This window comes from Lysobacter soli, from assembly GCF_003382285.1.
GTDB lineage: Bacteria > Pseudomonadota > Gammaproteobacteria > Xanthomonadales > Xanthomonadaceae > Lysobacter_J > Lysobacter_J soli.
Map to the genome: position 1 here is coordinate 221,852 of NZ_QTJR01000001.1, position 14,010 is coordinate 235,861.

7 protein-coding genes and 2 pseudogenes are annotated in these 14,010 nt (G+C 68.2%); all 9 read right to left on the reverse strand.

Features of this window, described 5'->3' with window-relative positions; genetic code table 11:
* Positions 1-39 precede the first annotated feature (39 nt).
* The 9 genes and pseudogenes from gyrA to smc all read right to left on the reverse strand — a co-directional run bounded on the left by gyrA (position 40) and on the right by smc (position 13,829).
* The gene (gene gyrA / locus DX912_RS00955; RefSeq protein WP_115840592.1) at positions 40-2,727 is read right to left on the reverse strand and encodes a DNA gyrase subunit A; all 2,688 of its coding nucleotides are present in this window, start codon (positions 2,725-2,727) and stop codon (positions 40-42) included.
* A 350-nt stretch (positions 2,728-3,077) separates the two neighbouring features.
* Entirely contained in the window at positions 3,078-4,136 is a 1,059-nt protein-coding gene (gene mtnA, locus DX912_RS00960) for an S-methyl-5-thioribose-1-phosphate isomerase (protein WP_115840593.1), read from the reverse strand.
* A gap of 80 nt (positions 4,137-4,216) precedes the next feature.
* Positions 4,217-4,990, reverse strand: coding sequence for a DUF3011 domain-containing protein (locus tag DX912_RS00965; RefSeq protein WP_115840594.1), 774 nt, complete (start codon positions 4,988-4,990; stop codon positions 4,217-4,219).
* 90 nt (positions 4,991-5,080) lie between these two features.
* A complete protein-coding gene (locus DX912_RS00970) occupies positions 5,081-5,806 on the reverse strand; it encodes a DUF3011 domain-containing protein (RefSeq protein ID WP_115840595.1) in 726 nt (241 codons plus the stop codon).
* Between the two features lie 83 nt (positions 5,807-5,889).
* Positions 5,890-6,861 (reverse strand): EF-P lysine aminoacylase EpmA, encoded by a 972-nt coding sequence (epmA, locus tag DX912_RS00975; protein WP_425477869.1) that lies wholly within the window; start codon positions 6,859-6,861, stop codon positions 5,890-5,892.
* Between the two features lie 4 nt (positions 6,862-6,865).
* Positions 6,866-7,111: pseudogene (locus DX912_RS18770) on the reverse strand (BRCT domain-containing protein); the annotation flags it as partial.
* Positions 7,112-7,293: 182 nt separating this feature from the next.
* Positions 7,294-9,217, reverse strand: a pseudogene (gene ligA, locus DX912_RS00980) (NAD-dependent DNA ligase LigA); the annotation flags it as partial.
* A 315-nt stretch (positions 9,218-9,532) separates the two neighbouring features.
* The gene (gene zipA / locus DX912_RS00985) at positions 9,533-10,279 is read right to left on the reverse strand and encodes a cell division protein ZipA (RefSeq protein ID WP_115840598.1); all 747 of its coding nucleotides are present in this window, start codon (positions 10,277-10,279) and stop codon (positions 9,533-9,535) included.
* A gap of 46 nt (positions 10,280-10,325) precedes the next feature.
* A complete protein-coding gene (gene smc, locus DX912_RS00990; RefSeq protein ID WP_115840599.1) occupies positions 10,326-13,829 on the reverse strand; it encodes a chromosome segregation protein SMC in 3,504 nt (1,167 codons plus the stop codon).
* Between the last annotated feature and the right edge of the window lie 181 nt (positions 13,830-14,010).

The following is a 14,010-nucleotide window of genomic DNA, read 5'->3' on the forward strand; positions in this document are numbered from 1 at the left end:
CCGAAGGCGGCGTTTTCGTTGACACGATAGTCGGATCGATCAGGTCGCGGCCGGCGAATCCGTTTCGCCCGACGCCTCGGCCGAAGCCTCTTCACCCGCGACCGCCAACGCGCCATCGATCGACGCATCACTGCCGTTCTCCTCGTCCTGGTCGAGCGAGGCGTCCACGCGTTCGATCGTCTGCAGGCTTTCCTCTGCCGACAGGCGCATCAGCGTGACGCCCTGCGTGTTGCGGCCGACCTGCGAGATCTCCGCCGCGCGCGTGCGCACCAGCGTGCCGCCGTCGGAAATCAGCAGCACGTCGTGGTGGTCGGACAGCTGCACCGCGCCGATCAGCTTGCCGTTGCGCTCGGTGGTCTTGAGCGCGATCACGCCCTGGCCGCCGCGGCCCTTGCGCGGGTATTCCTCCAGCGCCGTGCGCTTGCCGTAGCCGCGTTCGCTGGCGGTGAGGATGTCGCCATCGCCTTCGACGACGATGAGGCTCACGACGTAAGCGCCGCTGGTGTTCTTGCCACCGTTGTCGTCGCCTTCCTCGCCCTCCTCGCCTTCGGCCAGGCGGATGCCGCGCACGCCGGTGGCGGTGCGGCCCATCGAACGCACTGCGTCCTCGGAGAAGCGGACGGCCTTGCCGTTGCTCGCGAACAGCATGATGTCGCATTCGCCATTGGTCATCGCGACATCGACCAGCGCATCGCCCTCATCGAGGTTGATCGCGATCTTGCCGCGCTGCAGGCGGAAGGCGAACTCGGTCAGCGGCGTCTTCTTGACCGTGCCGTTGCGCGTGGCGAAGAAGACGTAGCGGCCTTCCTCGTACTCGCGCACAGGCAGCACGGCCTGGACTTGCTCGCCGTTTTCCAGCGGGATCCAGTTGATGATCGGACGGCCGCGCGCGTTCGGGCCGGCGTCGGGCAGCTGGTGCACCGGCAGCCAGAACACGCGACCGGCGCTGGTGAAGGTCAGCAGCGTGTCGTGCGTGTTCACCAGCCACAGGTGGTCGATGAAATCCTCGTCCTTCGTCGAGGCCGCGTTGCGCCCCTTGCCGCCGCGCTTCTGCGCGCGATACGCGCTGACCGGCTGGCGCTTGGCGTAACCGGAATGCGACAGCGTCACCACCACGTCTTCCGGCGCGATGAGGTCGAGGATGTCGAGGTCTTCCTCGCTCGCGCGGATCTCGCTGCGGCGCGCGTCGCCGAACTCTTCCTTGACGTTGCGCAGTTCGGTGCGGATCACTTCCAGCAGCACGGACGGATCCTCGAGGATCTCGATCAGGCCGCGGATGGTTTCCAGCAGCTGCTTGTATTCGTCGGTGAGCTTGTCCTGCTCCAGACCGGTGAGGCGATGCAGGCGCATTTCCAGGATCTGCTGCGCCTGCGTCTCGGTGAGCTGGTAGCGGCCGTCGATCAGGCCTACGCCATTGGGCAGGTCTTCCGGACGCGACGCATCGCTGCCGGCGGCGGCGAGCAGCGCACCGACCAGGCCCGGCTCCCACGTGCGGGCGAGCATGCGTTCGCGCGCTTCGTTCGGGTTCGCCGAGGTCTTGATCAGCTCGATCATCTCGTCGATGTTCGCGAGCGCGACCGTCAGGCCTTCCAGGATGTGCGCACGCTGGCGCGCCTTGCGCAGCTCGAAGATGGTGCGGCGGGTGACGACTTCGCGGCGATGCTTGACGAAGACTTCCAGCAGCTCCTTCAGGTTCAGCAGCTTCGGCCGGCCGTCGACGATGGCGACCATGTTGATGCCGAACACCGACTCCATCTGCGTCTGCTGGTAGAGGTTGTTGAGCACGACCTCCGCCGACTCGCCGCGCTTGACCTCGATGTAGATGCGCATGCCGTCCTTGTCGGACTCGTCGCGCAGCTCGCTGATGCCTTCGAGCTTCTTTTCCTTGACCAGCTCGGCGATCTTCTCGATCAGGCGGGCCTTGTTGACCTGGTACGGGATCTCGGTGACGACGATCGCCTCGCGACCGTTGTCGGCCACTTCGACTTCGGCGCGCGCACGCATGCGCACTCGGCCGCGACCGGTGCGGTACGCGGCGGTGATGCCCGCGGTGCCGTTGATGATGCCGGCGGTCGGGAAATCCGGGCCCGGGATGTACTGCAGCAGGCCGTCGATGTCGATGGTCGGCTCGTCGATCAGCGCGATCGTCGCGTCGATCACTTCCGACAGGTTGTGCGGCGGGATGTTGGTCGCCATGCCGACCGCGATGCCGGCCGAACCGTTGACCAGCAGGTTCGGCACACGCGTCGGCATGACGGTGGGCTCGAGTTCCTTTTCGTCGTAGTTGGGCTGGAAATCGACGGTTTCCTTGTCGATGTCGGCCATCAGCTCGTGCGCGATGCGCGACATGCGCGCCTCGGTGTATCGCATGGCCGCGGCGTTGTCGCCGTCGATCGAGCCGAAGTTGCCCTGGCCGTCCACCAGCATGTAGCGCAGCGAGAACGGCTGCGCCATGCGCACCAGCGTGTCGTACACGGCCGTGTCGCCGTGCGGGTGGTACTTACCGATGACGTCACCGACGATACGCGCCGACTTGTAGTACGGCTTGTTGCTGTGCGCGCCCAGTTCGTTCATCGCGTACAGCACGCGGCGATGCACCGGCTTGAGGCCGTCGCGCGCGTCCGGGAGCGCGCGCCCGACGATCACGCTCATCGCGTAATCGAGGTAGCTGCGGCGCATCTCGTCTTCGAGGTTTACCGGGATGATTTCCTTGGCGAGTTCGGCCATCGGGTTTCCGTGTCTGTTTGTTTGCGCGCGCCCGAACCGGAGGTTCCATCAGCGCGATGTTTCAGCCGCAAAACACCCCTTGCGGGCTGGCGTTCCAGTCCGCAGCGGGCGGTGTCGGATCGACAGGAAATGATAGCACGAAACGGGGTTTCGAGACACCCGAATCCCGGCCAGAAACAATGACTTGCGAGGGAATCCGGCGGGTTTTCCGCGATATTTGCGCGGGATCGTTCAGCACAGGCGTGCAGGCACGGCGCGACGGCCGCACCGAATCCTCGACCGGCCGTGCGGAGGGTGTCGCGGTGACCGCTCCTTGCGGCTCCTTCCCGGCGGGAGCGGAGCCGGCAATGTCAGCCGAATGCCGCCTTCATCGCCGCCTCGTCCGGCCGCTCGATCACGCCGCGCTCGGTCACGATGGCGTCGATCAGTTCGTGCGGCGTGACGTCGAACACGGGGTTCCAGGCGCCGATCTCGTCGGCCGCCGTGCGCACGCCACCGACGGCGAACAGCTCGCCGGGGTCGCGTTCCTCGATGTGGATCGCATCGCCGGACGGGGTTTCCATGTCGACCGTGGACGACGGCGCGACCACCATGAACTTCAGGCCGTGGTGGCGTGCGGCGATCGCGAGCTGGTAGGTGCCGATCTTGTTGGCGGTGTCGCCGTTGGCGCAGATGCGGTCGGCACCGACGACCACCCATTGCACGTCGCCGGAGCGCATCAGGTGCGAGGCGGCGGAGTCGGCGATCAGCGTCGGCGAGATGCCGTCCTGCTGCAGTTCCCACACGGTCAGGCGCGCGCCCTGCAGCCACGGGCGGGTTTCGCCGGCAAACACCTTGTCGATGCGGCCTTCGGCCACGCCGGCGCGAATCACGCCAAGCGCGGTGCCGAAGCCGGCGGTCGCGAGCGAGCCGGTGTTGCAGTGGGTCAGCACGCCGCTGCCCGGCGGAATCAGCGCGGCACCGAGCGCGCCCATGCGGCGGTTGGCCGCGAGGTCTTCGTCGGCGATGGCCTGCGCTTCGCGTTCGAGCACCTCACGCCAGTCCGCGCCGGCGGCGGCGAGTGCGCGGCGCATGCGCGCCAGGGCCCAGGCCAGGTTCACCGCGGTCGGACGCGCGGCATTGAGGCGCTGAAGCGCCGGTTCGAGTCGGGCAGCGGCATCGCGGCCGTCATTGGCCTCGACCGTGCGCGATGCGAGCACCACGCCCCAGGCCGCGGCGATGCCGATGGCCGGCGCGCCACGGACGGTGAGCGCATGGATCGCCTCGGCGACGGCATCGCTGTCGGCGCAGGTGACGTACTCGACCACGAACGGCAGCTTGCGCTGGTCCAGCAGTTCCAGGGCCTGCCCGGTCCAGCGGATCGGACGGATGCGGTCGTAGCGGTCGAAATCGATGGCGTTGGTATTCATGCGGCCAGTTTACAGGCCGCAGGTTTCAGGTCGGGAAACGGGCCCTCGCGCCCGCTTCCCGCACCCGTCATGCTGCGGGCTTACCGCACCTGGAAGTCGGCGCGGCAGCCGTTGCTCACCCAGATGCCGTCGCGATCCCACCCCCAGCTGCGGCCTTCAATGCACGCCGCCTTCGACTTCTGCTGCACCATCCGCGCGTCGCGACGGATGGTGACGTTGCAGCGGCGCTGGCGGTTGTCGTCGGAACCGCAGTAGAGCGTCTGCGCGGGGCCGCCGCCGTTCCAGCCGCCACCGCCGTGACCGCCTCCGTTACCGCCATTCCAGCCGCCGCCGTGCCCGCCACCGTAGCCGGTGGCGAACTCGGCGCGGCAGCCGTTGTTCACCCACACGAAGCCGCGACCGACGCCCCAGCTGCGGCCTTCGACGCAGGCCGACTTGGAGTACTGACGAACCAGTCGCGCGTCGCGACCGTCGATGGCGCACTGCTGGTATCGGTTGTCGTTGGAATCGCAGCGCACGGTGCGGCCGTCGCCACCACCGCCGCCACCGCCCCAACCTCCACCGCCGAGTGCGAACTCGGCGCGGCATCCGTTGTTGACCCAGATGCCGGTCCGGTCGTAGCCCCAGCTGCGGCCTTCGACGCAGGACGATTTCGATACCTGCCGCAGCAGCCGCACGCCGCCGCGCGTATCGGCGGCGCAGCGCTGCAACCGGTTGTCGTTGGAGTCGCAGCGAACGGCCCGGTCGGAACCGTAACGCTGCGCGTCGACCTGCGCGTGCGCGGCCTGCGCCGACAGCACGCCGGCGGCGATCACGGAGAAGAACCCAAGTACCTTGAGCGAATGCGCGAACATCGAAGCCCCCTTCGTGCGATGCGATTTTTTCTCAGACTAACCAGCGAGGCTTAACGGGGACCGCACCGGAACGGTTCCGCCCGCGGTTATTCAGCCGTTGGAAGGTTGCGGCTTCTGGTGGATCTCGAACTCGGCGCGGCAGCCGTCCTCGACCCAGATGCCGTTGTCGTCCACGCCCCAGCTGCGGCCTTCGATGCAGGCGGCGCGGGAGAGCTGGCGGAACACGCGCACGCCGCCCTTGGTATCGATTGGGCAATGGCGCGGGCGCTTCTCGACCGAATCGCAGCGCACGATCTCGCGCGGCGCTTCGTTGGCGACGTCGACCATCATGCGGAACTCGGCCCGGCAACCGCCCGACACCCACACGCCACGCGCATCGGCGCCCCAGTTCTGGCCGCGCATGCAGGGATTCTTCGAAAGCTGGCGCACCAGTTCGACGCCGGCCCGCGTTTCAGCCGGACAATGCGTCCAGCGGTTGCCCTTGGATTCGCAGCGCATCACGCGCGAACCGCTGCCGCTGCCGACGGTGCCGCCGTAGCCGAGCACGAAATCGGCGCGGCAACCGTCCTTCACCCAGACGCCCGCCGCGCTCACGCCCCAGGTCTTGTTCTCGTCGCAATCGGTGCGCGACAGCGTACGCAGCAGGCGGACGCCACCGCGGACGTCGGCCGGGCAGATGTTGTCCTCGCCGTCCTTGGATTCGCAGCGCAGGATGCGGTCGCCGTAGAAGCGGCCGCCCTCTTCCTGTGCGAACGCCTCAGGCGCGACCACCACACATGCCGCAAGCAACGTCGAGACCGCCAAGCTGCGCATCATGCACCCCTGTCTTCCAGACGCCACTGTATCGGGTCCGTGCGTAAACGGGCATCAAGGACGGGGACGATCCCGGAAGTGCGACCTCAGGCACGCGCGAAGTCGAAGGCCAGCACATCGGCGATGCGGCCGGTGCCGAGCATCGCCATCATCAGGCGGTCCATGCCCAGCGCGACGCCGGCGCACGCGGGGAACCCCGCGGACAGCGCCTCCAGCAGGCGTTCGTCGCGCGGCGGTGCGATGTCGCCGCGGCCGCGGCGTACCTCCCGGTCCCGATCGAAGCGCGCGCCCTGCTCGGCCGCGTCGGCCAGTTCGTGGTAGCCGTTGGCAAGCTCGAGCGGCCCGAGGTACAGCTCGAACCGTTCGGCGACCGGTACTTCGCCCGGCCGGATGCGGGCCAGCGCGCACTGCGAGGCCGGGTAGTCGTACACGGCCAGCAGTTCGTCCGGATCGAACGACGGCTGCAGCCGGTGCGTCATCAGCAGGTCGAGCCAGTCGTCGCGCGTCAGGCCCGTCGGGTCGATGACGACCTCGCCCAGCGCCGCGCGCAGTTGTTCGTCGTCAGCCGTCTCAACGTCGATGCCGAGCCGCTCGCGATACAGCTGGTGGTACGCGATGCGCGAGAGCGTCGCCGTCCGGCCGACCAGCGCCAGGGCGGCCTGCACCAACGCGGCGGTTTCGTCGACCAGACGCGTGTGGTCCCAGCCGAGCCGGTACCACTCCAGCATCGTGAATTCCGGGTTGTGGCGACCGCCCGCTTCGCCATCGCGGAACACGCGCCCGAGTTCGTAGCAATCGCCGAAGCCCGCCGCGAGCAGCCGCTTCAACGGATACTCCGGCGACGTGCGCAGCCAGCGCGTGCGCGGCGCGCCGTCGGTGCGGCCGCTGAATTCCAGGTGGAACGACGCGATGTTCGGGTCCGTGTTGCCGGCCACCGACATCACCGGCGTTTCCACTTCCATCACGCCGCGTTCGGCGAAGAAAGCACGCACGGTCGCGTTGAGCCGCGCGCGCAGTCGCAGTGCGTCGAACGATGCCGAAGGTTGCCAGTCGCTCACGCGCTCAGCCTCCATGCTGTGCGAGGAACGCAAGCAGCTTCGCTTCGTCCCAGATGTCCACGCCCAGTTCCGTCGCCTTGTCGAGCTTGGAACCGGCCGCTTCGCCCGCGACGACGAAACTGGTCTTCTTCGACACGCTGCCGGCGACCTTCGCGCCGAGCGCTTCCAGCTTCGCCTTGGCCTCGTCGCGGCTCATGGCCGACAAGGTGCCGGTCAGCACGGCAGTCTGGCCGTCGAGCGGACCGGCCGCGGCGACCTCGCCCTCGGGCGTCAGCGACAGCAGCGTCGCCAGCGATTCGCCGCCGCGACCGAGCAGTCGCGCGTGTTCCTCGTCTTCCAGCCATTCGGCCAACGAGATGGCCGTGTCGTTCGGCAGGCCGGCGGTGACGAAGTTGTGCTGTGGCGCGTCGAGCAATGCCTGCACGTTCGGGAACGCGCTCGCCAATTGGTCGGCGCGGATCTTCGTGATTTTTGGGATTTCCAGGTCGACCAGCAGCGTCGCCACATCCAGGCCGTCGCGCAGCTTCGCGTTGGGCGCGTGCGTGTCGGTGATCGTCACGCCGCGCGCGAGCAGGTCGTCGATCACCTGCTGGTTGCCGGGCTGGTCGAAGAAATGCCCGATCGCGCGCGCCACTTCGCCGCCGACGTCGGGCACGCGCTTGAACAGCGGCCACGGCAGGCGGCGGATCAGCGCGATGTCGCCGAACCACGCCGCCAGCGCCTTCGCCGTGCTCTCGCCGACATGCTGGATGCCGAGCGCGTAGAGGAAGCGCTCCAACGTGGTGGTGCGGCTGTGGTCGATCGCGGCGATCAGGTTTTCGGCCCACTTCGTGGCGACCTTGCCGGACTTGACCGTCTCCGGCGTCGTCCCGTCGCGCTCGTCGGCGCGACGCTTCATTTCCAGCAAGTCGTCGAGTTCGAGCTTGTAGAGGTCGGCGACTGATTGGAGGTAGCCGAGGTCGGACAGATCCTCGATGAAGCGCTCGCCCAGGCCTTCGATGTCCATCGCGCGACGCGACGCGAAGTGGCGGATCGCTTCCTTGCGCTGCGCGGCGCAGGTGAGCTCGCCCGAGCAGCGCCACACCGCTTCGCCTTCCTCGCGGACGATCTCCGAACCGCACACGGGGCATTGCGTCGGCATATGCCACTGCGGCGCGTGCGGATCGCGGTATTCGGGCACGACGCGCACGATTTCGGGAATCACGTCGCCGGCGCGACGCACGATCACCGTATCGCCGATGCGCACGTCCAGTCGCGCAATCTGGTCGGCGTTGTGCAGCGTCGCGTTGGTCACGACGACGCCGGCGACCTGCACCGGTTTCAGGCGCGCAACGGGCGTCGCGGCGCCGGTGCGGCCGATCTGGATGTCGATGCCTTCCAGCACCGTGGATTGCTCCTGCGCCGGGAACTTGTGCGCGATGGCCCAGCGCGGCGCGCGCGAGACGAAGCCCATCTCGCGCTGGCCTTCGTAGTCGTCGAGCTTGTAGACCACGCCGTCGATGTCGAACGGCAGCGAATCGCGCTGCTTGCCGATGCCGCTGTAGTAGCCGAGCAGACCTTCGGCGCCGGACACGACGTCGTTGAGCCCACTCACCGGAAAGCCCCACTCGCGCAGCTTCGCGAGCGTCTGCGAGTGCGTCGGCGGCAGTTCCGCGCCTTCGACGACGCCCACGGCGTACGCGTAGAACGCGAGCGGCCGCTGCGCGGTGATGCGCGGATCGAGCTGGCGCAACGAACCGGCCGCGCCGTTGCGCGGGTTGGCGAGCACCTTGCCGCCTACCGATACCGCGCGCTCGTTGTACTTCTTGAACGCCTCCAGCGGCATGTAGACCTCGCCGCGCACTTCCAGCACGGCCGGCCAACCGGAGCCGCGCATCTGCAGCGGGATCGCCTTGATCGTGCGCAGGTTGGCCGTGACGTCCTCGCCCGTCGCGCCATCGCCGCGCGTGGCGCCCTGCACGAAGCGGCCGTTCTCGTAACGCAGGCTGATGGCCAGGCCGTCGAGCTTGGGTTCGACCGAGAACTTCGGCGCGCGGCGCCCGAGTTTTTCTTCGATGCGACGCTCGAAATCGGCCACTTCCTCGTCGGTAAAGGCGTTGCCGAGCGAGAGCATCGGAATCGCATGGCGCACTTCGGCGAACGTGCCGCTCGGCGCGATGCCGACGCGCTGCGTGGGGGAATCGGTCGTCACCAGATCCGGGTGTTCGGCTTCCAGCGATTGCAGTTCGCGCAGCAGCTGGTCGAACTCGGCATCCGGAATCGCCGGATCGTCGAGCACGTAATAACGGTAGTTGGCGTCGTCGATGCGCTGACGCAGTTCGGCGATGCGATCGGCGGGAGTCTGGGTCTTGGCCACGTGCAGTCCTTCGGCCGTTGCACGGCGGGGGCGTGGGTAGTGTGCGGGTGAGGATGTGAGGACGGAAGCCTCGAGAGCGCATCGTGGCGGTGCGCGGATCCTTCGATGACCGTCATCCCGGCGAAAGCCGGGACCCAGGCTGTCTGGCTTGCAGCAATCGCTGGGCTCGCGTATCGGCGAAGACGCTGCCGCGTAGTGGCCTTCAGCTGGAGCGATCGTCAGTGCAACGCACGCCCCGACCCTCACCCCAACCCCTCTCCCGGAGGAGAGGGGTTCAAATCGTCATCGCGTTGAACGCAATGAGGAGGCTCGCAATCACCAGCGCGCCGGCTTCGTCAGCGGGGGCGCTTCGCGCTGGCGGTCGTAGGCGCGCAGTTCGTCGCGGATGTGGGCGATGCGCTGGCGGCCGAGCGCGTTGCGCTGTTCGTCCAGGACGACGCCGTCGAGCAGTTCGGCCATGCGCTGCGCGGTGGGCAGCATGGTTTCCCAGGCGTCGAGCGCGTTGACCGGCGCGGGCAGCGTGAGGAAGAACGCGATGGCCGGCGTCTCCATCGACTGGATGTTCGCCATGTCGAAGCTGCCGGGCTTCATGATGTTGGCGACGCTGAACACCGGGCCGCGATCGGGATGGTTCTCGACCAGGCGGTGGAACACGCCCATGTAGCCGTAGACCAGACCGGCCTTCTCGGCGGCGACGACGATGTCCGGGCCATGCAGTTTCTGCCCGGCGCGCGCGGCCAGGTACAGCGTCACGATCTTGTCGAACTCCTCGCTGACGCGACGGCCCAGCTCGCTGTTGGCGCCGCCTTCCAGCGTGCGGTCGAACAGTTCCAGCTCGGCCTGCGAGGTCGAGCCGCCGGCGGTGCCGCCCTGCGCGAGGTCGCGTTCGATCTGCTCGCCCAGCGTCGGCTCCTGGCGCGGCGCGCCGGACGAGGCGGCCGGTTCGCGCGGTACGCGCTTGCCCTGCCCCGGCTTTCGCGGCCGGCCGAAGAAGACGATGGCGGCGACGAGGATCAGGCCGGCGATCAGGATGCCGATCCGCAGCAGGGTCACGTCGGACATTCGTTGAACTCCTTCCCGATGTTGTTTCGATGCGACGGTCGCGCGATCACGCCACGCCCGCCAGGCGCGAGGCCTCGGCCAGGTCCACCGACACCAGGCGGCTGACGCCCGGCTCGCGCATGGTCACGCCGGAGAGCTGGTGCGCGGCTTCCATCGTCGCCTTGTTGTGGGTGACGAAGAGGAACTGTACCGCCTCGCTCATCTCGCTGACCATCTGCGCGAGGCGGCCGACGTTGGCTTCGTCCAGCGGCGCGTCGACCTCGTCGAGCAGGCAGAACGGCGCGGGATTGAGGCGGAAGATCGCGAACACCAGCGCCACGGCGGTCATCGCCTTCTCGCCGCCGGACAGCAGCGAGATGTTTGACACGCGCTTGCCCGGCGGGCGCGCCATGATCGACACGCCGGTGTCGAGCAGGTCCTCGCCGGTGAGTTCGAGGTACGCGTGGCCGCCACCGAACAGGCGCGGATACAGCTCCTGCACGCCGGAATTGACGCGATCGAAGGTGTCCTTGAAGCGGCCGCGGGTTTCGCGGTCGATCTTGCGGATCGCCTCTTCCAGCGTTTCCAGCGCGGTGGTGAGGTCGGTGTTCTGCGCGTCGAGGTAGTCCTTGCGCTGCTCGGCTTCGGCGTGTTCGGCGATCGCGGCGAGGTTCACCGGCTCCAGTCGGCGCAGCTTGCCGTCCAGTTCGGACACCGTGCGTTCCCACACCTGCGGGTTCATGTCGTCGGTGAGCGTGTTGACCACGTCCTCCAGCACGAAGCCCGCCTCGACCACGGCCGCGGCGAGCTGTTCGGCCTTGAGCACCAGCGCCTGCTGTTCCAGGCGGCGCTGGCCGATGGCCTCGCGCTGCTGGATCGCCTGGTCGTCGCGCTGGTGGCGGACCTGTTCGAAGCGGCGCAGGTCGTTGTCGATGCCGTCGAGCGTGGTCCGCGCGATGGTGAGGTTCTGCTCGGTCAGGACGCGCTGTTCGAGCGCGACCTGCCGCTGCTCTTCCAGCGTCGAGACCGGGTCGTCGCCCTCGGCCAGCTGCAGCGAGAGTTCTTCCAGCCGCGTGTCGAGCTGGCCGCGCTGCCCGACCATGCGCGAGACCGCCTGCTCCAGCGCGGCGATCTGCGTGCGCTGGGATTCGAGCGTGAGCGCCAGCGCGTGGGCGGCGTCGCGCGTTTCGCGAGCGATGTTGCGGGCCTGGTCGCGCGCGTCGGTCATCGCACGGCGTTCGCCTTCCAGCGCCTGGCGTGCGTCTTCCAGTTCGGTCATGCGCATCACCGCCTCTTCCTGGCGGTTGCGCGCCTCGCGGGCCTGGTCCTGCGCGGCTTCGAGGTTCTGCGCGAGCTGGGCCAGTTCCGCGTCGATCTTCTCGATGCGCGAACGCGCGTTGTCGAGGCGGCCCTGCTGGCTCTGCAGCTGGCCGGCGATTTCCGAGACGCTGCGATGCGCCATGTACAGCGTGCGCTGCGCGTCCTCGCGCTGCTGCTCGGCGGCGAGCGTGCGATCGCGCAGCTGCACCTGCAGCGATTCGAGTTCCTTCTCGCGCGCGAGCAGCGTTTCGATCTCGCCGCGCAGCGTCTGGATCTCGCGCTCGCGCAGCAACGCGCCCTGCTGCGCGGCGCCGGAGCGCAGCACGCGGACCCAGCCGGCGCCCAGGCGTTCGCCCGTGCGCGTGATGACCGACTCGCCCTCGCCCAGGGTCGGCAGCAGCGCGCGCGCCGCGGTGAGGTCGTCGGCAGCATGCAGGCGGGCGAGGATGCGGCGTATCGCGATCGGGCCGCGCACCTTCGAGGCAAGCGACGTCGGTGCGAACTGCACGGCGTCGTTCTGCGGATCGACCAGCGCCAGGCGGCCTTCGCCCAGTTCGCCGATGGCTTCCACCAGCGTTTCCGGCGATTCGACCAGCACGCCTTCGATCATCTGGCCGAGCGCGCTTTCCACCGCGTTTTCCCAACCGGCGTCGACGTCGAGCGCCTCGCCCACGCGCGTGGCCGAATCGAGCCCGCGCGCCTTGAGCCAGCCCAGCGCGGCGCCCTGCTCCTGGCCCAGCGCGGCGTGCTGCAGGGTCTCCAGCGACGACAGACGGCCGCGTGCGGCCTGCGCCTGCTTGCGCGCCTCGGCCAGTTCGGACTGCGTGGAACGCTGCTGCTCCTGCAGTTCGGCCAGCGCGGCTTTGCGGGTCTCCAGCTCCTCGGTGAGGCTGTCGATGGAGAACTTCTGCGTCTCGTGCTTTTCCTGCAGCTCGGCGAACGCATCCGACAGCGCGGTCAGGTCGAGGCCGGAGCGTTCGTTGCCGAGCGATTCGCGACGGCGATCGGCCTCCAGGACCTGGCGGTCCAGGTGTTCGATGCGCGTGCGTTCGACATCGGCGGCACGCGAGGCTTCGGCCTGCGCGCGGCTGTGCGCTTCCCAGCGCTGCTGCCAGTCGGTCAGCGCGGCTTCGGCCTCGCGCAGCGCGTCCTGGCGCAGGACGTCTTCCTCGCGCAGCTGCTCCAGGCGCGGCTCGGCTTCGGCCACCGCTTCGCGCAAAACGTCGAGCTTGGACTGGTCGCTGCCCATGTGCTGGCCCAGCTCGGCCAGCGCGGTCATCGCCTCGTCGCGCGCCTTGTTCAGGCGGTTGGCCATCTCGCGCTGGTGCTGGATCTGCTGTTCGATGCGCGCCAGCGTGCCGCTGACTTCGTAGCTGGCGGCCTGCGCCTTGTTGAGCGCCTCGGCGGCTTCCTCGCGCTTCACGCGGCCGGTCTCGATCTCGCGCTCGGCTTCGCGCTGTTCGGCGATGAGCTGCTGCAGGCGCGTTTCCTGCTGGGCGAGCTTCTCGCGCTGGCCCTGCAGCTTCTGGTCGAGCGCGCGGTGTTCCAGCGCTTTCCACTCGGCGTCCTTGACCTTCCGTTCGGCCTGGATCGCCTGGTACTGCTCGGCCTGGCGCGCCTGGCGCTTGAGGTGTTCGAGCTGCTTGCCGACTTCCTCGCGCAGGTCGTTCAGGCGGTCCAGGTTCTCGCGCGTGTGGCGGATGCGCGTTTCGGTTTCCTTGCGGCGTTCCTTGTACTTGGAGATGCCGGCGGCTTCCTCCAGGTAGACGCGCAGTTCCTCGGGCTTGGCCTCGATGACCTGCGAGATCATGCCCTGCTCGATGATCGAGTAGCTGCGCGGGCCCAGGCCCGTGCCGAGGAACAGGTCGGTGATGTCGCGGCGGCGGCACTTGGCGCCGTTGAGGTAGTACTGGTTGCTGCCGTCGCGGCTGACGGTGCGCTTGACCGAGATCTCGTTGAACGCCGCGTACTCACCGGTGATGGTGTGGTCGGAGTTGTCGAAGATCAGCTCGACCATCGCCTGCGACACGGGCTTGCGGGCGGAGGAGCCAGCGAAGATGACGTCGGTCAGCGAATCGCCACGCAGGCGGCTGGCCGAGCTTTCGCCCATCACCCAGCGCACGGCGTCGATGATGTTGGACTTGCCGCAGCCGTTCGGACCGACGATGCCGGTCATGTTGGTCGGCAGGTGCAGCGTGGTCGGATCGACGAAGGATTTGAAGCCGGACAGCTTGATCGTGGACAGACGCATGCGTCGATGTGTTCTCGGGCTCGATGCGTGTCGCCGGACCGCGCGCGCATCCTCGTGAGGTGGATGACGTATCTACGCTAACTGCTTGATCGGTATAGCGAAGCATCGGCGTTTATGCCGAATGACGAAAGAGTATAGCGAGGCCGGACGGCCCTGCGGGCCGGATCGCCGCTCCGTGGAC